This window comes from Bacteroidota bacterium (genome assembly GCA_016722565.1).
GTDB lineage: Bacteria > Bacteroidota > Bacteroidia > 2-12-FULL-35-15 > 2-12-FULL-35-15 > 2-12-FULL-35-15.
The window spans coordinates 389,302-414,330 of the sequence record JADKIU010000001.1 but is presented as its reverse complement, the minus strand read 5'-3'; the positions used below and the strand labels follow the sequence as shown (position 1 = coordinate 414,330).

At 38.3% G+C, this 25,029-nt stretch carries 18 protein-coding genes and 1 tRNA gene; 12 read left to right on the top strand and 7 right to left on the bottom strand.

The window, feature by feature from the left end; genetic code table 11:
- Positions 1-17: 17 nt before the first annotated feature.
- The 3 genes from IPP64_01610 to IPP64_01600 all read right to left on the bottom strand — a co-directional run bounded on the left by IPP64_01610 (position 18) and on the right by IPP64_01600 (position 2,745).
- The gene (locus IPP64_01610; GenBank protein ID MBL0328131.1) at positions 18-806 is read right to left on the bottom strand and encodes a hypothetical protein; all 789 of its coding nucleotides are present in this window, start codon (positions 804-806) and stop codon (positions 18-20) included.
- A 310-nt stretch (positions 807-1,116) separates the two neighbouring features.
- Positions 1,117-1,190 (bottom strand) — tRNA-Ala (locus IPP64_01605).
- 37 nt (positions 1,191-1,227) lie between these two features.
- Positions 1,228-2,745 carry a tetratricopeptide repeat protein gene (locus IPP64_01600; GenBank protein MBL0328130.1) on the bottom strand — a complete coding sequence of 506 codons (1,518 nt, stop codon included), beginning with the start codon at positions 2,743-2,745 and terminating at the stop codon, positions 1,228-1,230.
- A 120-nt stretch (positions 2,746-2,865) separates the two neighbouring features.
- Here IPP64_01600 and IPP64_01595 point away from each other — a divergent pair, with 120 nt between their 5' ends.
- Positions 2,866-5,256: a gliding motility-associated C-terminal domain-containing protein gene (locus tag IPP64_01595; protein ID MBL0328129.1), complete on the top strand. Its 2,391-nt coding sequence runs from the start codon at positions 2,866-2,868 to the stop codon at positions 5,254-5,256.
- A 46-nt stretch (positions 5,257-5,302) separates the two neighbouring features.
- On the top strand, positions 5,303-6,043 hold the full coding sequence (locus IPP64_01590; GenBank protein MBL0328128.1) for a class I SAM-dependent methyltransferase: 741 nt from the start codon (positions 5,303-5,305) through the stop codon (positions 6,041-6,043).
- Here IPP64_01590 and IPP64_01585 read toward each other — a convergent pair whose 3' ends face one another.
- From IPP64_01585 to IPP64_01575, 3 genes are all read right to left on the bottom strand, one after another.
- Positions 6,044-7,033, bottom strand: coding sequence for an NAD-dependent epimerase/dehydratase family protein (locus IPP64_01585; protein MBL0328127.1), 990 nt, complete (start codon positions 7,031-7,033; stop codon positions 6,044-6,046).
- A 61-nt stretch (positions 7,034-7,094) separates the two neighbouring features.
- The gene (locus IPP64_01580) at positions 7,095-10,235 is read right to left on the bottom strand and encodes a CHAT domain-containing protein (GenBank protein MBL0328126.1); all 3,141 of its coding nucleotides are present in this window, start codon (positions 10,233-10,235) and stop codon (positions 7,095-7,097) included.
- 36 nt (positions 10,236-10,271) lie between these two features.
- Entirely contained in the window at positions 10,272-10,925 is a 654-nt protein-coding gene (locus IPP64_01575) for a glycosyltransferase family 2 protein (protein MBL0328125.1), read from the bottom strand.
- Positions 10,926-11,109: 184 nt separating this feature from the next.
- On the opposite strand from IPP64_01575, the gene IPP64_01570 reads away from it, so the two are divergent.
- The 8 genes from IPP64_01570 (at position 11,110) to IPP64_01535 (ending at position 20,429) form a co-directional block, all read left to right on the top strand.
- On the top strand, positions 11,110-11,382 hold the full coding sequence (locus IPP64_01570; GenBank protein MBL0328124.1) for a hypothetical protein: 273 nt from the start codon (positions 11,110-11,112) through the stop codon (positions 11,380-11,382).
- Positions 11,383-11,457: 75 nt separating this feature from the next.
- On the top strand, positions 11,458-13,959 hold the full coding sequence (gene hrpB, locus IPP64_01565; protein ID MBL0328123.1) for an ATP-dependent helicase HrpB: 2,502 nt from the start codon (positions 11,458-11,460) through the stop codon (positions 13,957-13,959).
- A 164-nt stretch (positions 13,960-14,123) separates the two neighbouring features.
- On the top strand, positions 14,124-15,449 hold the full coding sequence (locus IPP64_01560) for an insulinase family protein (protein ID MBL0328122.1): 1,326 nt from the start codon (positions 14,124-14,126) through the stop codon (positions 15,447-15,449).
- A gap of 61 nt (positions 15,450-15,510) precedes the next feature.
- Positions 15,511-17,601 carry an insulinase family protein gene (locus IPP64_01555; GenBank protein ID MBL0328121.1) on the top strand — a complete coding sequence of 697 codons (2,091 nt, stop codon included), beginning with the start codon at positions 15,511-15,513 and terminating at the stop codon, positions 17,599-17,601.
- 171 nt (positions 17,602-17,772) lie between these two features.
- A complete protein-coding gene (locus tag IPP64_01550; GenBank protein ID MBL0328120.1) occupies positions 17,773-18,339 on the top strand; it encodes an RNA polymerase sigma factor in 567 nt (188 codons plus the stop codon).
- Positions 18,329-19,048, top strand: a complete 720-nt coding sequence (locus IPP64_01545; GenBank protein ID MBL0328119.1) for a hypothetical protein — start codon at positions 18,329-18,331, stop codon at positions 19,046-19,048. Before IPP64_01550 ends, IPP64_01545 begins: the two co-directional genes overlap by 11 nt.
- Positions 19,049-19,192: 144 nt before the next feature.
- Complete coding sequence (locus tag IPP64_01540) at positions 19,193-20,146, top strand: type IX secretion system membrane protein PorP/SprF (GenBank protein MBL0328118.1); 954 nt, start codon at positions 19,193-19,195, stop codon at positions 20,144-20,146.
- Positions 20,147-20,156: 10 nt separating this feature from the next.
- Positions 20,157-20,429: a hypothetical protein gene (locus IPP64_01535; protein ID MBL0328117.1), complete on the top strand. Its 273-nt coding sequence runs from the start codon at positions 20,157-20,159 to the stop codon at positions 20,427-20,429.
- A 220-nt stretch (positions 20,430-20,649) separates the two neighbouring features.
- Here IPP64_01535 and IPP64_01530 read toward each other — a convergent pair whose 3' ends face one another.
- Entirely contained in the window at positions 20,650-22,197 is a 1,548-nt protein-coding gene (locus IPP64_01530) for a glycine--tRNA ligase (GenBank protein ID MBL0328116.1), read from the bottom strand.
- A 74-nt stretch (positions 22,198-22,271) separates the two neighbouring features.
- On the opposite strand from IPP64_01530, the gene IPP64_01525 reads away from it, so the two are divergent.
- Together IPP64_01525 and IPP64_01520 are read left to right on the top strand one after the other, a co-directional pair.
- The gene (locus IPP64_01525; GenBank protein ID MBL0328115.1) at positions 22,272-24,287 is read left to right on the top strand and encodes a M48 family metallopeptidase; all 2,016 of its coding nucleotides are present in this window, start codon (positions 22,272-22,274) and stop codon (positions 24,285-24,287) included.
- 12 nt (positions 24,288-24,299) lie between these two features.
- Positions 24,300-24,863, top strand: a complete 564-nt coding sequence (locus IPP64_01520; protein ID MBL0328114.1) for a DUF3109 family protein — start codon at positions 24,300-24,302, stop codon at positions 24,861-24,863.
- Positions 24,864-25,029 lie beyond the last annotated feature (166 nt).

The window sequence follows — 25,029 nt, the reverse complement described above, 5'->3', positions numbered from 1 at the left end:
CTGTGCTAAGTTGAACATCACAAATCTTCGCTCCAGAGTTTTTTGAAAGGATAGTACGTCAAGCCGATTGCACAATAAGGTAAACGGTTTTTTAAAGATGCGCTTCCCAGCACAAATACACCAAATACATTGTTTTTGACTTTAAAATTATAATGGATTTTTGCCTGTCCCGAATAAAAACCAATCGATTCAACATTCGATTTTTCATTTTCGATAAGTACCGTTTCTGCATGTGTACTGTATCCAGGATAGACCGTATCAGCCAAAGTAATATAATCTGTTCTATAGCCATTGGAAACAGTTGTTCCCTTTATACTGGAACCCAATGAACTTATTAAAGAAATATTCAACCCTTTCGCAACCGTGAAATTAATTCCACAATTTATCGCCACTATATAATAGTCTCCTGAAACAGAAACATACGCAGATTGTGCATAATACGGAGGGGGATTACTTCCATAACTTGGAGTGAATCCAGATGAAGACACTAGGTCATAATTTGTTTTAACATTCAAATAGGAAACGCCCAAGATATGCTTTACAATTTTATCTTTTCCGAATATACAATTCAAGGCTACATATGGGCTTATGTGATATTTGTCGCTTAGCGAATTTTTACTATAATCGTTGCCATTGCCATGGCGATCAGCACCATTTATCCTCACAGGGATGGCATTAAACCTTCTGTTGTAGGTTACACCTGCTTCCACATTGAACTTTATCCAATCACCAATTTTTACATCGTTGGAATGAGAAGTGGGAGTATTTATTAAGGCAGGTTTTACTTGTGATTCTGGGAGTATCAACGTTAAAAATCTCTTTCACACCGTTATTAAATTCAGCACTAACAAAATCAGATTTAAGGCTGATGTACAAGGGTCCGTCAGGATTATCAAACCGTTTGTACTTTATCTCAGTTGCATTTATCTCCACAATATTCACTTGCAATTCCGTACCATCATTTTTAATTAGCTTGTCTTGTGAAAAAACAGAATTAAAAAGTCCGAAAATGAACAAGAGTGTTATGTTTAGTTTCAAATCCATCAAATCAAATTTAATGAATAGTTTCACTAAAACAAAATCTCCATATGACTGGAAAAAATTTCAGAGTTAACGTGGAGAATACCGGATTCGAACCGGTCGCCTCTTCACTGCCAGCGAAGCGCTCTAGCCAAATGAGCTAATCCCCCAATAATTTCGTGAATTTACAGTTTTTCGGTGAGTGGGTTACTTTTTCTTCAACCTATTTATATTTTTCTCAATATACTTCTCCGTTGGCAACAACGATTGCTGAATTCTTCGGGCGTATTTAATGCTATCGATTATTTGCAGCTGTTTCTCTTCCACCATTCCTTTTTGCATTTCTACTTCTGCCTTTTGTTGTTCTACAAACAATTTTTGCATTTCAATCACATCCTTCTGTTTTTTCGTGATTCGCAACGAACGTGAAACGAAGGCTGCAAAAACGAGTACTAAGATGAATCCAACCACTACAAATCCAATGATGAGTTTTTGCTTTCTGTTTTTTTCGTCTGCAATGGCCTCTTGATTTTCTAATTCTTTTTTATGTTCCGCTTGAGCAATCGCTTCCTTTTTTTCAAACTCATAGGTCATCTGACTTTGTACAATTTGATTGCGAGATTCTTGGTTGCTTAAACTATCGCGATGCAAAATGTATCGCTTGTGATTTTCAAATGCGCCCTTATAATTTCCTGTTGCACTATCCAATTGCGTCAAGGCGATGTAGGCATTTTTCAAAACTTCTTTATCACCGGTTGTATCTGCCAGAAGTATCGCTTTCGTTAAAAACTCACGCGCTTTCGTAAAGTTTTTTTGCCCGGTATACGCTTCTCCCATATTACCATAAGAAACAGCAATCCCTTGTTTGTTTCCAATCGATTCGTTTATTTTCAAAGCCAAATCATAATTTTCCAGTGCTTTGGAATAATCACCACGTAATTGATAGATTAACCCAATATTACTATGTGCATAGGCATTCGTTGCTTTGTAATCGATTTCTTCTGAAATCTTTAACGACATCAAAAAATTAGGTAATGCTGCTGCATAATTATTTTGTTTTGCAAAGGTATTTCCGATGTGTTGATAGGAATCTGCAATCCCTTTTTTATCATTGATTTCAGTATACAGTTTTAATGAGGCAAAATTACTCTTCAACCCAGACTTAAAATCATTCAAATAAAAATATACGATTCCAATGTTTCCATACGCATCTGCCATTCCCTTCTTATTCCCTGCTTGTTGATACACTTTCATGGCTGCAAAATAATTTTTTGTTGCAACGGGATATTGACCTAACCGCAAATTGATATTCCCGATATTGTTATAACACGAAGCGATGCCTTTTTTATAATCAATCTTTAGTGCGAGCGCCAGTCCTTTTTCATAAAAACCCAAAGCATCCTGGTTTTTACTTTCATCTTCCAAAAAGTATCCGTTATAAATAAAACCGGTAACCATCCCTCGTTCAAAATTTATTTTTTTTGCCAAGGCCATGGCGTCCGTCAAATACTTTTCCGCTTTTGCTCTGTCCTCAAATTCGTAATACAAAAACAAGTCGTGCATCACATTTACTTGCAACGTATCTCCTTTATTGGCTTTTACAATATTTATAAGTGAATCTGGTGTTGCATCTTGTGCAATGAGCGGTTGAAAGGAAGTATAAAAAAACAATGCAAATAGTAGGTATTTAATCGAACTTTTCATTTTGCAAATGTCGCTTTTCATTTTATGGATTTCCAAATGTAAACAATTTAGCGGTTCTTTTACATTTATCTAAAAGGGAGAATTCTCTTGCTTTTATGCAAAAAAATAATAACTTTGTTAGTGTCTAAAACTACACTAAACATGCTACTCTCAAAAAATAGTTTAGGTACAACTCTTTTATTGTTTCTCTTTTGTATCAGCACTGTTGCTATGTTTTCACAAAGCAAGGAGTCCGCTCTTACCGCCAATCTTCATACGGAAGAACAACGTAATATCTTAGAAGACCGCCAACAATGGCGAGAGGTAGAGAGCGAACGAAAAATGTTTTCAAGTACATTCATTACCCCAGACGGAAGAATCATTACGCAATACAGCAAACAGCCCATCAACTATTACAATACGAGCGGAGCACTTGTTCCTGTAGATATCACACCAACATTTTCGAACAGAGGGCTCTCTGCAAACAATCAGCCCAATGCTGCAAGTGTATTAACAAACGGTGCTATTGAAATAAATACAGGCGACCATTCCACCATTCTTTTTTCAAAAAACTGTACCGTGAATGGCATTGCCCTTTCCACTTCCGAACTGAAACAACAAGGTGTAACGGCTACCATGAGCACTAACGTCCCGAACATTACCAAAACATTTGAATTTCGTTTCAATGGTGTAAAGTATAACTATGTTTTAAATGCTCCGATTGCTTCAACATCTGATTTTATAATTGAAGAAGAAATAGAGCTCCCTCAAAATGCAACACTCCAGCCGGATGCAATGTATGGACAGCAAGATGAAAGAGGATGGTTGGGTGCACTTCAAATTCTTGATGCTAGTGGAAAAGAATTAGGAACCATGCGCGGAGCTGTTTGTTACGATGCTGCGAAAGCGTTTATCACTGCTGCATATAGAATTGAGATTGTTGGCGGAAAACAAAAAATAAAAATCATTGTTCCAAACTCTTGGATGAATGATCATGATCGCGTTTTCCCGATTACCATCGACCCATTGGTTACCGGTCCAACAGCTACTTACCTTGGTACAGGCGGTGCAATTCCTTCCTGCATAGCACCAGCAACAGGCGCGGATAGCATCTTAGTAACCATTCCAGCTTCCATTTCTGTAACCGGATTATTTGTTAGCGGTAGCTTTTATGCCAACCCATTTACAACAGCAACGATGAGTCAAGGTGCTATGTATTTCAAAACAAGTTGCAACACCTCTACCTCTTTCACTGTTACCGGAACGGCAGGCGCTACTCCAGGAACCGCCTACCTTTCTGTTTATGATTTAAAGAGTCCTTTGTTATGTTGCAAACCACAATCCTGTGCGACACAAACCTTCTATTTATCAATGCTCATCTCGCGAACAGGTCCCGGAACAGGTTGTAACACCACCTATATTTATCATGATCCATTTGGCGGTTACCCCTTTAGCGCTTATGTGGAAGGCCATACCATTGAAGGATACGGACCACTTTGGAATGTTACACCCAACAATATTTGTTCAAACGTTTGTACGATCACCGGAACGGTTTACATCCGTTATGGTGTTCCACCATTTACCATCACACACCCCTGGATGGCTGGCAGTGTAACTGTTGGAACACCCTTAGGATGTTCCATCGCTGCAACACCAAAAGCATTGACGCTCACGATTCCAAGTTGTCCTTGGACGTGCGACACCATTTCTACGTTATCTGTTCCTCCACCTACGGTTACGGATGCCTGTGGCAATCTGATGACCGGCATTTCTCCAAGAGTAATCACCATCAAAGAAGTACCGGAAGTTACTGCTTCGCCCAATCCCATCACCATTTGTTCGGGTGAAACATTTAACACCACACTTACTCCTTGCATCGGAACGAGTGTTGTGAGCTGGAGTGGAAACGCAACAAGTGGAACGGGGACAACAATCAGTCAAACACTCACCAACACCGGAACAACTGTTTCTACTACAACCTATCAAGTTTCTGCAATCAACAATACCTGTCAATCGGATACGATTACCTTTACTGTAAATACAGACCCATTGCCCGTTGCAGGATTCTTGGCAACACCTCAACCGGTTGTCATTAACACACCATTATCGTTTAACGACAACAGTATTGCCTACGGTGGCAGCACCAGCAATTGGCTGTGGAGCTTTGGTGATGGAAGTTTTGATGTGAGTCAAAATCCGACACATATCTATTCCGTTCCAGGAATTTATAACGTTTGTTTAGCAATGCAAACCTCCAGTGGATGTGTTGATACGATTTGTCAAGATGTTACAGTTATCCCAGCCGAAATTGTATTACCCAATGTTGTAACTCCGAATGGCGACAATGCCAATGAAATGCTTTATTTTAAATACTTGGAATATTTCGGTACCAATAGTTTAAAAGTATATGACCGTTGGGGACAAATCGTTTATCAAAAAGAAAATTACTCGAACGACTGGGTGCCAAACGGTGTTTCGGATGGGACGTACTACTATTTACTGGTCGTAGAAAACGGAGATAACTACCCGGGATTCTTACAAGTAATTAAATAATAGCCTTACATTCGTACAACTATTTTTTCTAAGGCTATTCATTTTTATGGATTCGATTTTCAATATTATTTCTGGTGGACTCGTTCTGGTTCTCCTATTTTTTATCTACAAATACCTTGAAACATTTTGGTCCTTCAAGCTTGCAAAGCCCTACAAATGGGAAGATTCCGTAAAAAACAAGTTGGTCTCCGAAAATTTAAAAACACTGGAGCGAAGCTATTTTGACAAGATTCGTTTTTACAACTTTTGGTTACAAATTGAACGACTCAAAAAAGAAAATGTAAAAGGTGACTTTGCTGAGTTAGGCGTCCACAAAGGAGAAACAGCAAAAATGATTTTTGAAATGGATCCAACACGTACGATTCACCTGTTTGATACCTTTGAAGGATTTAATGCCACAGATTTGAAACATGAAAACAAACAAGGTGGAAAATATACCACCAAAGAATTTTCCGACACAAGCTTAGAAGAAGTAAAACAATACATCAACGCTGGAAATCAGGCCATTTTTTATCCCGGGTATTTTCCAAATACCGCAATCGGGTTAAATCAAACAACCTTTGCATTCGTTCATTTGGATGCCGATTTATATTTACCAACGATCGAAGGCCTAAGATTTTTTTATCCAAAACTTGCACCGGGTGGTGTTATCATTATCCACGATTATAATCACACCTGGGACGGCATCCCGAAAGCATTAAAGGAATTTATGACAACCATTCCCGAAAGCTTGGTAGAGCTTTCCGATTGGAAAGGCAGTGTTATACTTGTGAAAAACAGTAAGTAATTACAAATATTTATTTTCGATAAACCATTGCTTTGCCTCTTTCACGCCTACTTCAATCGGTGTTTGAGGCATTTTTAATTCTTCAACCGCCTTTTTAGGACTGAAGTAATGGCCATCACATGCAATCTGTGCAAGGTTGATGGTAAGTTTCGGTGGTTTACCGGTAATTGCCGCAGCAACCGTTCCTAACCAGCCAATGGTTAGCAATAAAAACCGAGGGACAACAAATTTCGGAAGTTTCGTTTGTCCGAGTGCCGCTGCAATACGATTTACAGCATCCACATAGGTAATATTTTCTCCACCCAAAATATAGGCTTCGCCTGTGCGACCCATTGTTAGAGCGTTACAGGCGCCAACAGCAACATCTTTTACATACACCCAATTTTTTCCTCCGGAAGAATAGCCCGGCAATTCACCTTTCGCAATAGCAATAATCATTGCACCAGAACTGGGTTTCGAATCGTATGGACCAATCATAAAGGTGGGACAAACCACAACAGCATCCAACCCTTTTTCTTTTACAGCTGCTAACACTCTTTCTTGTCCGAGTTTCTTGCTATCAATATAATCTACTTTGTATTTAGCAGATTTGTAGGCGGTGGTTTCGTTTCCGGGATTGTCGATTGTTCCGTATCCAAAGGAGCTTGCACTTCCAATGTGCACCAATCGTTTCATTTTATTTTGAAGGGTTGCTTCTACTGCATTTTCAGCACCTTCTACATTGATTTTAAAATATTTTTCTCCACGTGTAGGCCACATGTCGGTGATGGCAGCAACATTGATGAAATAATCACATCCTTTCGAAAGCTCAATCAACTCTGCTTTATTCGTCACATTTCCTCTGACAATTTCTATTGGTAATCCTTTTAAAGTAATAGGATCATGCGGACCAAACACCAGTACTTTCACTTCATATTTTCGGGCAAGAAGTTCGCGAACAATATTACTTCCCAAAACGCCATCCGGACCGGTTACAAAAACTTTACTCATACACTTTTATTTTTTGCAAAGATACTATTATTTGATGGTCATAAAAATTGACGAACGTCATCTACTTCCCAACCATCACAAAAGCTCCCCAATAGTAAGGGTCCGGGAATTTCTCTTTCAATTTAAGTTGTGCTGTGCGGAATGCTTTTTGACGATTTTCTGCCGATGGATCTTTTAACCACTCGCGATAAAAATTACTCATCAATTCTTGTGTTGCAAAATCATCTACCACCCACAAACTCATCACCACCGATTTGGCTCCGGCTACCATGAATGCACGTTGTAAACCGTAAACACCTTGACTGTTTTTCATTTCACCTAAGCCTGTTTCACAAGCTGACAAAACGACTAAATCTGTTTGTGTCAGATTCATATTTGCCGCTTCATAAGCTGTCAAAATTCCATCATCCGTGGTATTGTCTACCATCGAATCTCTGGCAATGGCAGCAGAACCCGCCATCATCAAACCGGAACGTAACAATGGATTTTCTTTTGCAATGTTTGCTTGCATTCCCATCACAACACTTGCATTGTCTTCCACATCTTTTAAGAAAAAACCATGTGTAGCAATGTGCAAGATTTTCGGGTTTTGAATTTTTTTAATTGCCTCTTCTGTGGCTTCTGCTTGCAAGTGTTCGTTTACTTTCCAATTTTTTGATTTCAAAATTTTTGTGATCGAATCTGCTTCAATTTTTGTTCCCGGTAGTTCTGCCAACTCTGTAAAACCATATCGTGAAAGAGGCTCAGAGGATTTTACTTCGGCAGTTGATGGAATAAAATCATAATCCGGGAACGAAAATATTTCAGCTGTTTGGGAGGAGGAAGCAGAAACGGTTTCTAACAAATCCTGTGAGTTGGTTAACAATACAATATTGGTTTCATCAATCAAGTATTTTTTTGTTTCCGGATTTTTTAAGGTGTACAAATTCACCTGCTGATAGACACCATCAGGAGAAAAATAAACTTTTTTCGCTGTTCCAATTGCTGCTTTTAATGGCTTCCACAAAGCATCATAAGATGTTTCGTCTGCTGCTTTTGTTTTTATTAAATTCCGGTACGAAGCTGCTACTTTTGTATCAATCTCATCCCCATTAATAAAGATAAACTTAGGCGACTTACAGGTTTTATCAATCACCATTGCAGAATAATAAACCGAATCCGTCCAACGGCTTTTAGTATAAAAATCCGTTCGTACCATCTCCACAACACATTCATCTGCTTTTAATTTTTGTTGAATGTCTTTCCAAGATTTTGACTCTTCTTTCTTCTTCACAGAAATGTTGGAAGCAGAAGTAATTTTTTGCTCCAATTCATTTGCTTGTTTTTCCATTGCAGGCAAATCCACACCTATCTCTTCTAAATCTTCTGAGGTCAAGCGGTATTGTTGAACAATTGTTTCGCGCAATTTTAATAATTCCTCGTACTCTTCTTTTAATTTCTTATCGCCACTTTCAGCAACCTGAATTTTTACTTTTCCGGTTTCTTTCAAAAGAAGCGATTTAACTACCAATTGATTATCATACATCCTTTCAACCAAGTCATCATGATTTTCTTTTGGGAACTGTGTTTTCATTTCAATGACAAATGAATTGAATGTTTCAAATGTATTGCTCACCGTGAAATAAAAATCTGTTTTTTCCTTTTCACCCAATGAAGGAAAATACTTTTCAATTAAAAATAAAAAACCTTTGATGGAATTTAAATAATGTTTTTTAGCATCCTTAAAATTCCCGCTTTCACGATAGGTTTCAGCCAAATGATATTCCGTATCAATATAATCGTAATGCGTTTCGCCCAATTTATTCTTCAAGATCTCCATCGATTGTAGTATCAACGGAATAGCTTTATCGTATTGATGCAACATGCGGTAGGTCCCAGCCAATCCGCCTAAATACAAACCATATTTATCACTGTTTTCACCCACCGATTCTTTCGCCAATCGCAAACATTCTTCATACGTTTCTTTCGCTTTTTCTATTTTGCCGGTGGCCTTGTAAACAAATGCCAGATTGTTTAAACAGTTGGCATAAAAACGATGCTTCTCACCCAAAATACGTTTATAAATATCTGCACATTCTAAAAAATGTCTTTCGGCATCTTCATAGTAACCCACTTCCGACTCCAATAAAGCGAGGTTATTCAAAGCATTTGCATAATTCGGATGATCCGTTCCCAACAGTTTTTTACGAATAGCAATCACTTCCATAAAAGCATTTGCTGCTTCTTGTGTCCGCCCCATGGTACGATACAATTCGCCTAAGTTATTTACAGGATTCGTATAATCGGGATGATTGGTTTTGTTTAAGGCTTTATAAATCTCAATCGCTTTTTTATAAGAGACTTCTGCTTCCGAATATTTACCGATTGCTTTTTGAACCAATGCTAAATTATTGAGAGAGGTTGCAGCCGATTGTGAATTTTCGGGGGATGTTCGCACAGCCTCTGCCAGAGCAGGTTCTGCTTTTTCATAATCACCCATGGTGCGATACAGTTCACCAAGATTATTTTGTAAGGTATTGATTTGAGACTTGTCTTTATTTTGTGTTTTGAAATAATTTAGCAAGGCAACAAAAATCTCTTCTGCTTTCTCATATTTACCTTGCCCTTGATATACAATAGCAATGGAACCGAGAGCACCGAGGTAATCCGGACTATCATTTCCCAAGATTTCTTTGTAGAAATTAACGGCAGCCGCGCACATTCCTTCTGCATCATTATAGCGACCCATATCAATATAAAGCGATGCTAACGTATAAAAACAACGGGTATACTCCACACTGCTTTGTCCGAATGCCCCTGCCAACACAGGCAATGATTTGATATAGAGCGGTTCAGCTTCAGCGTATCTGCCTTCTTCTTTATAACATCCGGCTAAATTAAAAAGGGCAAGTGCATAATGGTATTCGCTTTCGCCTAAAGTAGTTTTTGCTTTTTCTGATGCCATTAAAAAGTAATTGCCCGCCTCAGTATATTCTTCTGTGTTATAATAAACCGATCCGCAAGTATTGAGAAATTCCACCAACAGGGTATCGTCTTTAATCTTATCCAATTTGGGAATTAGATTCGCAATTAACTTCTTTGCAACATTGTATTGATCGTGGTAATAAGCAGAATCAACTTCCTCAATTTGTTTGCGATAGTTTTGAGAAACAGAAACAAAGGAAATACTGACAAGAAAAAGCAGGAGAAGTAATTTTTTCATTAAAACAAAAATAGAACAAATTCTGCTACAATCTAATTAAATCGTCAATAGCAAATTGGTAACAGAACCTTCTGTATCTCTGTGATAGATGTAGGTTGGAACATCCGTCTTGTAGATGAGACAGCCTGTATTGACAATTCGATCGTATAAATCAGAATCTTCACCAAGGAGAATATTGTTAAATCCTTTTAAGGAATACATCAATTCCTTTTCAACAAAAAAAGTTCCTCCGGTTTCGCACTTATCCAGGTGAATCAGCTGCGAAGCGTTAAAGCGGTCGGGCACATACGGACTGCCGATTATTTTTAATCCCCCGGATATAAATTTCAAATTGGGCGTTGCCATCAACATCTTTTTTCTGGATTCCAAATGATTCGTTTCGTATTCATCATCCGAATCCAAGAATGTAAAAAAAGCACCTTTGGCATGTTGAATCCCTCTGTTTTTAGAAGCCGCAGCACCTTTATTTTGTTGCTTTACATATTTAATGTTCCGATGTTCCTGCAACAATTTGTGAATTTCAAAATAGGTATTATCCGTACTCCCATCATCCACAATAATTGCCTCCCAATCAGTTTCGGTTTGTGCAATCAATGAGTGGATGGCTCTGATAATTGTTGCCTTTCTATTGAAAGTGGCAATAATAACGGAAAAAAAAGGTTGTTGTAAGGGAGATGCTTTTTCTTTCATAAAGACGAACAAAGTTGCACATTTTAATTCGTATCAAAATCAACAACTTAAATCGGTTTTTGTTCTGGAATAAAGAATTACGGAACAGAAAATTGTCAATTAACAACTCAATGTTTATAACATATCGCCCTAAAGTGGTAACCAAAACGGATAATTGACGTAATTTTGTAAACAGATAAACACTATGGAAAATCGCGCTAAGTTATTAAACAAGTATTTTGCTAAAGAGGACATCGGTGGTGTTCCGAGCATCAACGATTTACGTGAAAGAGAATTTAACGGAGAGCCCTTAACGCTTGATGAAAAAAAAGCATTGGTGAACTTCGATAAATTTCGTTTGGATGTATTAAACGCCCAAACCGATGACATGGCTTTTCACAAACGTTACCAAGAACTACAGGTAATGGCTAATCTTGGTGATTATACTGAGTTTTTAAAAGAGAAGTATTTTTTATAAATTAAGATTCTGAAATTTCATTAAACCGTTCCGAAAAACTCAGAACGGTTTTTTTTATTGCTATTTTTACCCAAGATGACCAACAACGATTTCCCGATTAACGAAATTATCCCCGACTTAAAAGTCAAGCTCCATAACGAGCCGGTGATTATTTTACAAGCGCCACCCGGTGCCGGAAAATCAACCATTCTTCCCTTAGAATTACTCAATGAAAAATGGTTAGAAGGAAAAAAAATAATTATGTTGGAGCCTCGAAGGTTGGCAACCCGCTCCGTAGCAACCCGAATGGCATCCTTATTAAACGAGTCCGTTGGAGAAACAATTGGTTACCGCATCCGCTTCGAAAATAAAATTTCGAAGAACACAAAAATTGAAGTGGTTACCGAAGGAATTTTAACGCGTATGTTGCAAAACGACAATGCACTGGACGATGTTGGATTAGTCATATTTGATGAATTTCATGAGCGGAGTTTGAATGCGGATTTGGCCTTGGCATTGTGTTATCAAGTACAACAGGTGTTGCGAAATGATTTGCGTATTTTAATTATGTCGGCAACATTGGATGGAGCAAAATTATCATCACTCTTAAACAACGCTCCAATACTCACTTCTGAAGGTCGTCAATATCCTGTGAGTGTTCAATATCTGAATACGGACGAGAAAGTGTATCTGCATTTACGAATGGCAAACGCCATCAAAAAAGCATTGCGCGAAAACAAAGGCGATATCCTTGCTTTTCTTCCCGGAGCGGGAGAAATCATCCGAACGCAACAACTTTTAGAAGAAGAAAATTCTGAACTATCGATACAACCTTTGTACGGAGATCTATCCCAACAAAAACAACAAGAAGCGATTTTGCCAAATGTAAATGGAAAACGAAAAGTCGTTTTAGCCACTTCCATTGCAGAAACATCATTAACCATAGAAGGCATTACAGTGGTGATTGACTGCGGTTATGCGCGCTCCCCACGCTTTGATATTCAAACAGGATTAACACGTTTGGAAACCATTAAAGTGACCAAGGATGCTGCCGACCAACGCGCGGGAAGAGCTGGACGATTGGGGCCGGGAACCTGCTACAGGCTGTGGAGCGAAGGGTCACACATTCATTTGATCCCGAATCGTAAACCGGAAATTTTAGAAGCCGATTTGGCTCCACTAATGTTAGAGCTTGGTCAATGGGGAATTCAAAACATCAACGAGTTACTTTGGTTGACGCCACCTCCGCAAGCAGCTGTATCGCAAGCAAAAGAATTGTTGAATCAACTAGGGGCACTACAAAACAATAAAATAACCGCTCGTGGAAAAGAGATGTTGCAAATGCCAACTCATCCGCGCTTGGCACACATGCTCATTGAAGCAACACATTTCCAAAAAAACAAACCAAACGAAAATTATATCTCGTTAGCAACCGATATTGCAGCAATTCTCGAAGAACGTGATCCACTAAATAAAGAAAGTGGTGCAGATTTATCTTTACGGATTGAATTGCTTAGAAAATACCGAGCAGGTGAACGCGTAAATGCCGATAGAAAAGTGTTGGATCGCATGGAACGACTGGCTCAATCGTGGAGAAAATTAGTACGAATAGACATTGACAATGTAGCTCCCAACATTTTCAACATCGGGAAACTACTTGCTACCGCCTACCCGGAACGCATCGCCAAACGAATTGATAAATCGTTGCGGTATCGGTTGGCAAACGGACGAATTGTAAAATTAAATGAAACCGATGCTTTAGCACAAGAAGAGTGGTTAGCAGTTGCACATCTGGATGCCGGAACCAACGAAGGAAAAATATTTTTAGCTGCCGCATTTGATTCAAACGATTTGTATGAGTTGGCAGAAGAACGACAAACCATCAGCTGGGACAAAGAAAGAGGAATGGTGGTTGGGGCAATTGAAAAGCGCGTTGGGAATTTGATTCTGGAAACAAAAGCGATTACCAAAATAGATGATGCGCAGCGCATTCAAGTTCTTTGTGATGTGATTCGTGAAAACGGATTAAAAATATTAAACTGGAACGAATCGCAAGAAGAGTTGCAAGCACGTGTTTTGAGTTTACGCGCATGGCGGCCCAACGACAACTGGCCAGACATTTCCAACGAACATTTACTAGATACGCTAGAAGATTGGCTTTCACCTTATCTCATCAAAATCAATAAATTAAGTGAATTACAAAAGCTCGATTTCACCCAAATTTTACATTCCATTTTGCCTTGGGAGCTATCACAAAAACTGGACAGACTCGCACCGGCAAAAATGGAAGTGCCAACAGGCTCTATGATAAAACTTTCTTACTTTAACGATGGCAGCAAAATAGAAATGGCCGTTCGACTCCAGGAAGTGTTTGGATTATTCGAAACACCAACAGTGAATGAAGGCAAAAATAAAATCCTATTACACTTACTATCACCTGGTTACAAGCCTGTTCAAATCACACAGGATTTAAAAAGCTTCTGGGAAAAAACTTATTTTGAAGTCCGCAAAGAACTCCTCTCCCGCTACCCGAAACACCATTGGCCGGAAGACCCGTTGACGGCTGAAGCCATGCGTGGACCCAAAAGAAGGAAATAGGTTGTAGGGAAATGTAAATGCGTGTCTGTTTTAGCGGACTCTCCGTAAATACCTTATAAGTTAACTTTCAAAACTCTCTCCATCTGACTACCATTCATCAATCAGTATCATTTTTTACAAAAAATAGTTTTACATTTAGGAAAATTTTAAAATCCATTTATCTAATGAAATTGAATTCCATTTTATTGTCGTGTTTGCTTTTGGGAAGCAGTGTTTTAACTGCTCAAACCGTAAAACCAGGCACTGTAAAGTTTATGCAATATGATTTGCCGAACGGATTGCATGTTATCTTACATGAAGATCATTCTACACCGATTGTTGCCGTTACCGTTTTATACCACGTTGGTTCAAAAAACGAAGACCCTACACGTACAGGATTTGCTCACTTCTTTGAGCATTTGATGTTTGAAGGTTCGGATAACATCAAACGCGGTGAATACATGAAACTGATTCAAAACTCTGGTGGGGTGATGAATGCGAACACTTCTTTCGATCGTACATTCTATTACGAAATATTGCCTAGTAACCAATTGGAACTTGGCTTGTGGATGGAAGCAGAACGGATGTTACAATTAAAAGTGGATTCGGTGGGCGTTGAAACACAACGAAAAGTAGTGAAGGAAGAATTAAAACAACGCAACGAAAATACACCGTATGGTTCTATTTTAAATGAAGCATTCGGGCATGCATATACCGTTCATCCTTACCGTTGGACTCCAGGAGGTTCTCCGGAATACATCAATAAAGCGGCCTTGTCAGAGTTCATCGATTTTTATAAAACATTTTATGTTCCCAACAATGCAACACTTTCCATTGCAGGGGACATCAACATTGCCCAAACAAAAGCGATGATTGAAAAATATTACGGAAGTATTCCAAAAGGAACAAAACCAATTCCTCGTCCAACTGCCGTAGAACCAGTTAAAACAGCTGAAGTACGCGATACGGTTTTTGACAACATTCAATTGCCGGCCGTTGTAATGGGCTACCATACACCCGCACAGGGTACTCCGGATTATTATGCAATGAATATGTTGGCAACCATCTTATCGCAAGGAAAAAGTTCTCGCATGCAAAAAGCAATTGTAGACAAACAACAAAAAGCTGTTTTTGCAGGCGCATTCCCATTGCCATCCGAAGACCCGGGACTTACCTTGGTGTTTGGTGTTGCAAACATGGGCGTATCTCCAACCGATTTAGAGGCATCTATGAATGCTGAATTTGAAAAGGTAAAAACGGAATTGATTTCCGAAGAAGAATACCAAAAATTACGCAATCAAACAGAAAATGATTTTGTAAGCGGCAACTTAAAAATGGCCGGTATTGCTGAGAATTTAGCAAACTACTATGTGTATTACAAAGATGCGAACTTGATTAACACAGAAATCAATCGCTACATGAAAGTAACACGTGAAGACATTCAAAAGGCTGCACAGAAATACCTGACAAAAGAAAATCGTGTGGTATTGTATTATTTACCGAAGCAGTAAGAATTGCTCTGAAATAGTTCGCTAAAGAAAAAGATTAAAAAAATTTAGAAAAATAGACATCATGAACAAAAAAATAATATTCTCCATAACAGCTTTGTTACTAATCGTTTCTGCTTTTGCGCAAAAAGGAGATAAGAAATTAGACCGAACAGTTCGCCCAACGGCTGCTCCCGCTCCGGGAATTAAACTGGGCGATATTCAATCGTTTGAATTACCAAATGGATTGAAAGTATTTGTGGTTGAAAACCATAAACAAGCAACCGTTGCCTACTCCATCGCATTGGATATTAAACCGGCTTTGGAAAACGATGCTGTTGGAACTGCAAACATGACCAGTGAGCTGATGACCAGCGGAACAAAAAACAGAACAAAAGATCAGTTGGATAGCGATATCGATTTTATTGGTGCGACTCTTTCCGCTAACCCAAAAGGATTGTACGCTGCTTCATTAAAAAAGCAACAATCAAAACTATTGGATCTAATGTCGGATGTTTTATTAAACACCAACTTCAAACAAGAAGAATTGGATAAAATAAAAACACAAACGCTTTCGGGATTAGCACAAGGGAAAGATGATCCAGATGCAATTTCCAACAATGTGAAAGCGGTTTTGAATTATGGAGTAAAACATCCTTACGGTGAATTAACTACGGAAGAGAGTGTTTCAAAAATCACATTAGAAAAATGCAATGCCTATTATCAAACCTATTTCCGTCCGAATGTTGCTTATATGGCCATTGTTGGAGATGTAACGATGGCAGAAATAAAGCCATTGATTGAAAAATATTTTGGAGCATGGCAAAGAGCGGACGTTCCAACCATCAGTTACGATATGCCCAAAGCACCTGAAAAAACACGTGTAGCGGTTGTAAATAAAGCTGGTGCGGTTCAATCCGTAATCAATGTAACTTATCCTGTTGATTTAAAATTAAACAGCGAAGATGCGATCAAAGCAAAAGTGATGAATACCATCCTTGGTGCAGGCTTCTCTTCTCGTTTATTCATCAACCTTCGCGAAAAACATGGATATACTTATGGTTCGTATTCTTCCTTAGACAACGATGAATTGGTAAGCGAATTCAGCGCCTATGCAAAAGTAAGAAACGCAGTAACGGATAGTTCCATCATAGAAATTATGTCGGAGTTAAATCGCCTGCGCACCGAAAAAGTACCGCAAGATGAATTGGAAGGCATCAAGAATTTTTTAACCGGAACTTTTGCTATTTCATTGGAAGACCCTGCAACCATTGCTCGCTTTGCGATTAATACGGAATTGTACAAACTTCCGAAAGATTATTATGCCAACTATCTTAAAAATTTAGCGGCAGTTACTGCTGATGATGTATATGCGATGGCACAAAAATACATTCGTCCGGATAATGCAACCATCCTAGTTGTTGGTGACAAAGAAGAGCTTTCTAAAAAATTGGCGCCTTTCAGCGCAACGAAAAACATTGAATTTTACGACATCTATGGAAATACGGTTGCAGCGGTTGCAAAACCAATTCCGGCTGGTGTTACTCCAAAAACAGTAATTGCAGATTATGTAAAAACAATCGGAGGAGCAAAAGCATTGATGAAAGTAAAAGATGTTTCTACAAAAATGAATACGAAGTTTCAAGGAATGGACATCAGCATTACCACTAGCCAAAAAGCACCGAACAAATATGCAATGGCTGTAAAAATGGGTGAAATGGTGATTCAAAAAGAAGTGTACGATGGTAAAGTAGGAAAGCAACAAAGCATGCAAGGGAAAAAAGATTTAGAAGGCGAAAGCTTGGAGGACATCAAAGCGCAAGCTATCTTAAACCTGGAAATGAATTACGAAAAACTAGGTTATAAATTGAGCTTGAAAGGCATTGAAGCAATTAACGGAAAAGATGCTTACATCATGGAAGTGATTAGTCCAAAAGGAAAAAAATCCATGGAATGGTACGATGTGGAAAGCAAATTAAAAGTAAGAACCACCCAAACTACAACAACTGAAATGGGACCTGTTACCAATACCACTGATATCTTAGAATACAAAGATGTGGATGGGGTAAAATTTCCGAGTGTCATTTCAATTACTGGAGCTATGTCGATGAAACTAACTGCTGAAACCATAAAAGTAAATAAAGGTGTTGCGGATAGTGAATTTACAATTCAGTAACAATTTCATGCCTTGGTCCTAAAATCCCTTCGATTGGATTTGGCTAGGTTTGAATAACTAAGGGAACCATTCCCTAAAAAAATAGTTTATGTTCAGAGGCAACCCTCTAAAACCTTTTACGTCATACTTCGTAGAAGAGAGGTGTCTTTAGCTTTAGAAAGCGCTCTATATATGAATGAAACCGACATCATCAAAGGTTGTTTAAAGAATGATCGTGCCAGCCAAAAGGCTTTGTACGAACAGTTTTATAGTAAGATGTTAGGGGTTTGTTTGCGCTACTCCAAAAGTAGCGATGAAGCGAAAGACATTCTCCATGAAGGATTTATGAAAGTGTTTGACAGCCTAAAAAATTTTAAGGCAAACGGCTCTTTCGAAGGTTGGATCAGAAGAATTATGGTAAATACCGCCATTGACCATCTGAGAAAAAACAAACAGAACTACTTGATTGTAAGCACTGTTTATGCAAATGACAAAGCCAGCAATGTGGCAGAGGAAGTAAGTGATGATGAATTGGCCTTACACATTGATAAAGAAGAAATATTAAGAGCTGTTCAAGAATTAACACCCGCATACCGAACTGTTTTTAACTTGTATGTTGTTGAAGAATATACACACAAAGAAATTGCCGAATTGCTTGATATTAGTGAAGGAACTTCTAAATCAAACCTTTCGAAAGCAAAGTTTAACTTGAGAAAAAACTTGATGCATCATATAAAACCAATTGTAAATGGAAAATAATACTCCTCCAAGCAAACTTGATGAAACTCTTAAGGAGCACTTGAGCAACTATGATGCGAAGTACGACTCAGGAGATTGGGCGCGTATGGAACGCATGCTGGATGCGACTCCTAAAACCATTGCACCAAAAGGTTCTTATAATATGGCATTGATTATTGGTGGAATTGTGCTCGTTGGCGGTTTTGCTATTTATAAAGCCATCAGTTCTTCCAAAAACACACCGGAACCAACCACAGAAACAGTTGCTCCACCAATTGAAAAGAAAACAGAAGCAACACCTCAACCGGCTCCTGTTCAACCTACGGTTGTTAAAACAGAAACACCGGTAGTAACAGAAACACCTGCAATTATCCCGGAAGTGAAAACAACCGCTCCTGAAATAAAAACTACCGTTGCTACAACCGATACAAAAGCTAAAGTGGTGGCGGAAAAAGTAAAAAAAGACAAAAAGACGACTGCCGCATCGAACGAAGATGAATACTCTAAAAATCAAAAGGTAACCGTAATGGGGAATGAACCTATTTTCGGGGATATGATTGATTCTTCGAAGGGAATTGTGAGAGAAACCAAAGAAAAAGAAAGCACCAAAAAAGCTGCAGTAACCAAAGGAACCAACAGCGGCATTGGGTTAAGCGGATTGTTGAACTTAAATGCTGATAGCATCCGAAAGCAAAAAGAACAAATGAAAAAAGACACCCTACAGAAATAAAATACAACAACATCTCCAAAAAAAACCGCCATAACTACCCATGGCGGTTTTTTTATTCCCCACCCCTAAAAAAAAGAATAAATTTTCAGGCAACCCTTCCCAACCCCCTCCGTCTAATTATCAGAAACGACAAAATCGTGCCCCATGAAAAAATTATACTTTCTTATAGCGTTAGCACTAAGTATGGTTACTTATAAAGCAGCCAAGGCACAAGATCCTGAGTTTACTCAATTTTATGCCAACCCTCTTTACCTCAACCCTGCTCTTGCCGGTTCGAATATTTGTCCGCGTGTAGCCATTAACTACCGTAATCAATGGCCGGGCATTTCAGGAACATACGTGACCACCAGTGCCTCCATCGATCGATACATGTTCGGTATTAAAAGTGGGATTGGTTTACTGGTTACTAGCGATAATGCTGGCCAAGGAACATTAAAAACAACCAATATCAGCGCCATTTACTCGAAACAAATTCAAATCAACCGAAATTTTTCAGTAAATGCGGGGTTACAAGCTACATACGGACAAAAATCCATTGATTGGAATAAACTAACCTTTGGAGATATGATTCACGATAGACGTGGTTTTATCTACAACACAGAAGAAGTACACGAAAGAAACCAACGTTCCTATGTCGATTTTTCTGCCGGTGCCGTTATGTTCAGTAAATATGTTTTTTTAGGATTTGCAGCTCATCACTTAACCCAACCGAATGAAGGACTAATTGGAGAAAGTAAACTCCCGATAAAATTTACCGGCCATGCCGGAGCAACCATCCCGGTTGGCTCAAAAAGCAATGAAACCAGCATTTCTCCGAATATTTTATACCAACAACAACAAGATTTTCGTCAAATGAACTTAGGCGTATATGTAACAAAAGGTTCGTTGGTAGGTGGATTGTGGTATCGTAACCAAGATGCATTTATCTTATTAGTAGGCTTTACCCATGGTTTATTTAAAGCGGGTTATAGCTATGATGTTACCGTTTCAAAATTAACTAACGCCTCAGCAGGATCACATGAAATCACTGTAGGTATGAATTTTAATTGCAAAAAACCAAGACCGAAATACCGTCCAAGTACTTGTCCATCATTCTAAAAAATTGTAAATGAATAAGTATATAAAAAGTCCAATCATTTTGATATTATTCCTGCTTCTTTCAGGGGTAATGACTCAATGCACAAAAGAAAAAGACAGAACACCTTGTAATTGCAGCCAAAATTATGATTCCACTATTACCTATGTTACAAACGATATGGTAAGTTATAATGGGACGTGTTGGCATGCCGTTGCTCAAGGCAGAGGAATAACACCTGGTCCTTGGATGATGAATGGGAATGATATTTGGAAAGAGTGTAGTGGTTTTATCCCTGCAAATTAAAATTTTTAAATCCTGAAGTAAGAGAGCAGGATTTGTTTCAGACTTGATGATGAAGCCCAGGGAAAGAGAGCCCGAAGCTTCATCTGAGAGTCAACCCGCCATAATCGGGTTTGTTTGTGATTGATTGGTTAATCAATTCATTTTTAGTTTAGAGGGCAGAAAACCCCAAGAAGAAATTCTTGGGGTTCTGTTTTTTATTGAAAGGGGTAATTAGAGTTGACTACAAGTTCAATCCTTGTAGCGCTTTCTTAAAGCTCACTTTATCATCTACAATTTTTGCAAGTGCTTCAATGCTTACTCGGTCTTGTGTCATGGTATCACGGTGACGAATAGTAACCGTATTGTCTTCTAAGGTTTGGTGATCAACAGTGATACAGAATGGAGTTCCAATCGCATCTTGTCTGCGGTAACGTTTACCGATAGTATCTTTTTCATCATACGTGGTAGCATGATCAAACTTTAATAAATCTAAAATCTCACGCGCTTTTTCAGGTAAGCCATCTTTCTTTAATAGAGGAAGAACCGCTACTTTTATTGGCGCTAAAAATGCAGGAAGATTTAAAGCAGTACGAATGGTTCCGTCTTCTAATTTCTCTTCCACAAATGCTTTACTCATTACGGCAAGGAACAAACGATCCAATCCTACGGATGTTTCCACTACATAAGGAACATAGTTCTGATTTAATTCCGGATCAAAGTATTGTAATTTTTTTCCGGAATGTTGTTCGTGTGCTTTTAAATCGAAATCGGTGCGAGAATGAATTCCTTCTAGTTCTTTAAATCCGAATGGGAAATTGAATTCGATATCACAAGCAGCATTAGCATAATGCGCTAACTTAATATGATCGTGGAAGCGGTAATTTGCTTCTCCAAAGCCCAATGAATTATGCCATTTCATGCGGGTTTCTTTCCAGTAGTTATACCATTCCATTTCGGAACCCGGGCGCACAAAAAACTGCATTTCCATTTGTTCGAATTCACGCATACGGAAGATGAACTGACGCGCAACAATTTCGTTACGGAAGGCTTTTCCGGTTTGAGCAATCCCAAAAGGAATTTTCATTCTTCCTGATTTTTGTACATTCAAAAAGTTCACAAAAATACCTTGAGCCGTTTCCGGACGTAAATAAATAGTATTAGAATCTTCACTCACAGCACCCATAGACGTGCTGAACATCAAGTTAAACTGGCGTACTTCTGTCCAGTTTTTAGAACCTGAGATCGGACAAACGATTTCACAATCGATGATGATTTGTCGAACCGCTTCTAAATCATTTTTCTCCAAGGCATCTTTAAACTTACCAAGAATTGCATCTGCCTTTCCTTGATTTTCCAATACACGGGCATTGGTAGCTCTAAATTGTGCTTCATCAAACGCATCACCGAAGCGTTCCTTTGCTTTATCAACCTCCTTTTGGATTTTGCCTTCTATTTTCGCTACGTGCTCCTCAATCAAAACATCGGCACGGTAACGTTTTTTACTGTCTTTGTTATCAATCAATGGATCGTTAAAGGCATCCACGTGTCCGGATGCTTTCCAGGTGGTTGGATGCATAAAAATAGCAGCATCAATCCCTACAATGTTTTCGTGCATTTGCACCATTGCTTTCCACCAATAGTCGCGTAAGTTCTTTTTTAACTCCGCACCCATTTGTCCGTAATCATAAACAGCGCTAAGTCCGTCATAAATTTCGGAGCTTTGAAAAATAAACCCATACTCTTTAGAGTGGGAAATAATGTTTTTAAAAATATCTTCTTGGTTTGCCATAACGGGTGTAAAAATAGGAAATAAATCGGTACGTTAATTTGGCTACATTTGTCCGATAATCAAAAAACATCCCTATGAGATTATCCCTATTAGTATTCCTTTTGTTTTCAACGTTTGCTTTTTCACAAACAACACCCATAGCCGAAAGGAAATATAGTGATACCCTTCCAAAACGGTTTATTATAGATAAGGAAAAGTTAAGAACACATATTTTCAGCGGAATTCCTTCCAATGTTAAAAACGGAGAATATCCTAGAAGAGCCTTGAATTTTGCTCATTCGCAAGCTTGCTATATTTCTGATTTTATTTCTGATGGAACCATTTATAGCGATTGGGATGAACTGGAAAATTATGTGAATGAGGTTTTACAAAAAGTGCTACCCGAAGAATTAAAAAAAGATTCTGTAATCCATCTCTACATTGTGAAAGATGGGTATTTTAATGCATTTATGACGGCCTCAGGACATGCATTTATGAATATCGGTTTATTAGCTGATCTACCAGATGAGGCAGCTCTTGCATCGGTATTGTGCCACGAACTGGCACATTATTATTTGAAACATTCTTTGTATCGATTCATGGAAGCAGAAGCCGGAAATTTTGACAATGGAGTATTTTTTGTTGACAAGTCCAGAAGCAAATTTTCTATAAAAAACGAATTACAAGCCGATTCCCTTTCTGCGGTTTGGCTCCAAAAATCAGGGTACACACTAGATGGTTCCATTTCTTCTTTTAAAGTAATGCAACGTTTAGAGTTGAACCAACTGCGATCATATTCGGAAATGACACTAAAAGAAAGCACACATCCTTTGTCTCAAAAAAGATTAGACCGATTAACTGATTTTTACAACCAGAGCAAAACCAGTCCTGGAAAGAATTTTTTAATTGACGAGAATAAATTCAACCGACTGAAAGAAGAAGTAAAACCCGAAATATTAAAAAATTTCCTTGCCGACTTTCATTATACTGAGTGTATTGAAACCGCATTCAGATATCATTTGTTCGACCCCGACAATACGACTTACATCTACTATATCCTGGAAGCAATACGAAGGAAGTCGTATCTGGATATCGACACTTGGAAAAAAATGTTCATTACAGACGGTTATTATGACCTCATTGATGTAAATGGAGAGAAACATAAAGAGCCGATGACTGACCACTTGTTTAAAAAATTTGATTTGGAAATTATTCCTATTGACCCAAAAGATGGAGTAAAACTAAAAGCACGCTTTTATTGGCGCGAAACAAAGTTCACAACTTATGAAGAAGCATTTAATTTCTTCTATAACTTAAGTCAGGCGCTGAACTGCCATGAATGTGTTTTATCGAACGGCCTTAGTTATACAGCAAAAGCTGATAGTGCATTAAGAAATAAAATGCTGCTTAAATATCTAAGTTATGATGATGTCAAACACAAAGAATATGCTCAAAATGTTTTGAAAGGAACGATTGCAAAAAATTTGAAAAAAAATAAACTTACCGCTTTCGTTGAACTCAACTCCTATGTAGAAGAAGGATACGAGCGTATTCCGATTCCTGACAAAAATAATTTGTTTAAAATAGTAGTGGATAGCGCAATGAAAAATAAAACTGGACGGACATATGTCTATTTACCGGAATTTAAAACAGAACACCTAAACGACTTTTCTAGCCTAGTTGCACTTAAACATTTTTCACTTGCAAGAACCGTTGCCAAAGGAGACAGAACCGAACTGCACATTCTTGACCCAAAATATTGGGAGATGTTCCACAAGTACAATGTAAATGAAATAGAATTTATTCTCACACAATATTCCGAAGTGAGGTCAAAGCAAACCAGTGTAGAAGCTTATCAGAAAATTATTAATACTGATTTTAAAACAACCTTGGGAAAAACTTTTCACACGAAATATTTCGATGTTATGGTAACCAGTATCCGAGAAATAGAGAACGCATTTATGAAAGTGCGTTATTATGATGATACCATTACTTTAACATCCAAAGATGACACATCGGATCAAATGGCCAAAAACATTCGTTACGAACTAAGCATTATGGAGAAAAAGGCCTTAGAGCGTGATTCAAAATATGGAAATTCAGGAAAATAGTACCTTTACACCATGATAGCAATAGACAACACCATCGTTTCAGAACATTTATTAGAGAAAAAATTTGTATGTGATTTAAATGCCTGCAAGGGTGAATGCTGTGTACAAGGCGAATCGGGAGCCCCGTTGGATGAAGAAGAAATTGCGATTTTAGAAGATATTTGGGATGAGGTGAAACCCTATTTACCCAAAGATGGCGTGAAAGCCATTGAGAAACAAGGTGTTTTTGTGATTGACAGTGATGGCGATTACACCACACCCTTAGTAAAAGGAAAACACTGTGCATTTACCATTTTTGATGATGGCATTGCCAAATGCGGCATTGAGCAAGCCTATTACGATAAAAAGATCGATTGGAAAAAACCCATCTCTTGTCACCTCTACCCTGTTCGTATTACTAAATACAAAGATTACGAAGCTGTAAACTACCACAAATGGGACATTTGCAAACCAGCATGTGAATGCGGTGCAAAGCTGGATGTACCCGTATATAAGTTCTTAAAAGAGCCATTAATCCGTAAATACGGTAAGGATTGGTATAAACAATTGGAGCTGGCTGATAAAATGAGAAAGTAGTCCTCCAAATTCGAATTCGGAATTTCAAATCTAAAATCCAAAAATAAACCAGAAGTAGTTCAGGCGTATCGCTAAACCTATTTATTTAAAGGCATTTCAAAGCCAATGCCTCCAAACACCCGTATTTCTAATTGTGATTTTTTTTCGGATACTGCAAATTTTTTTT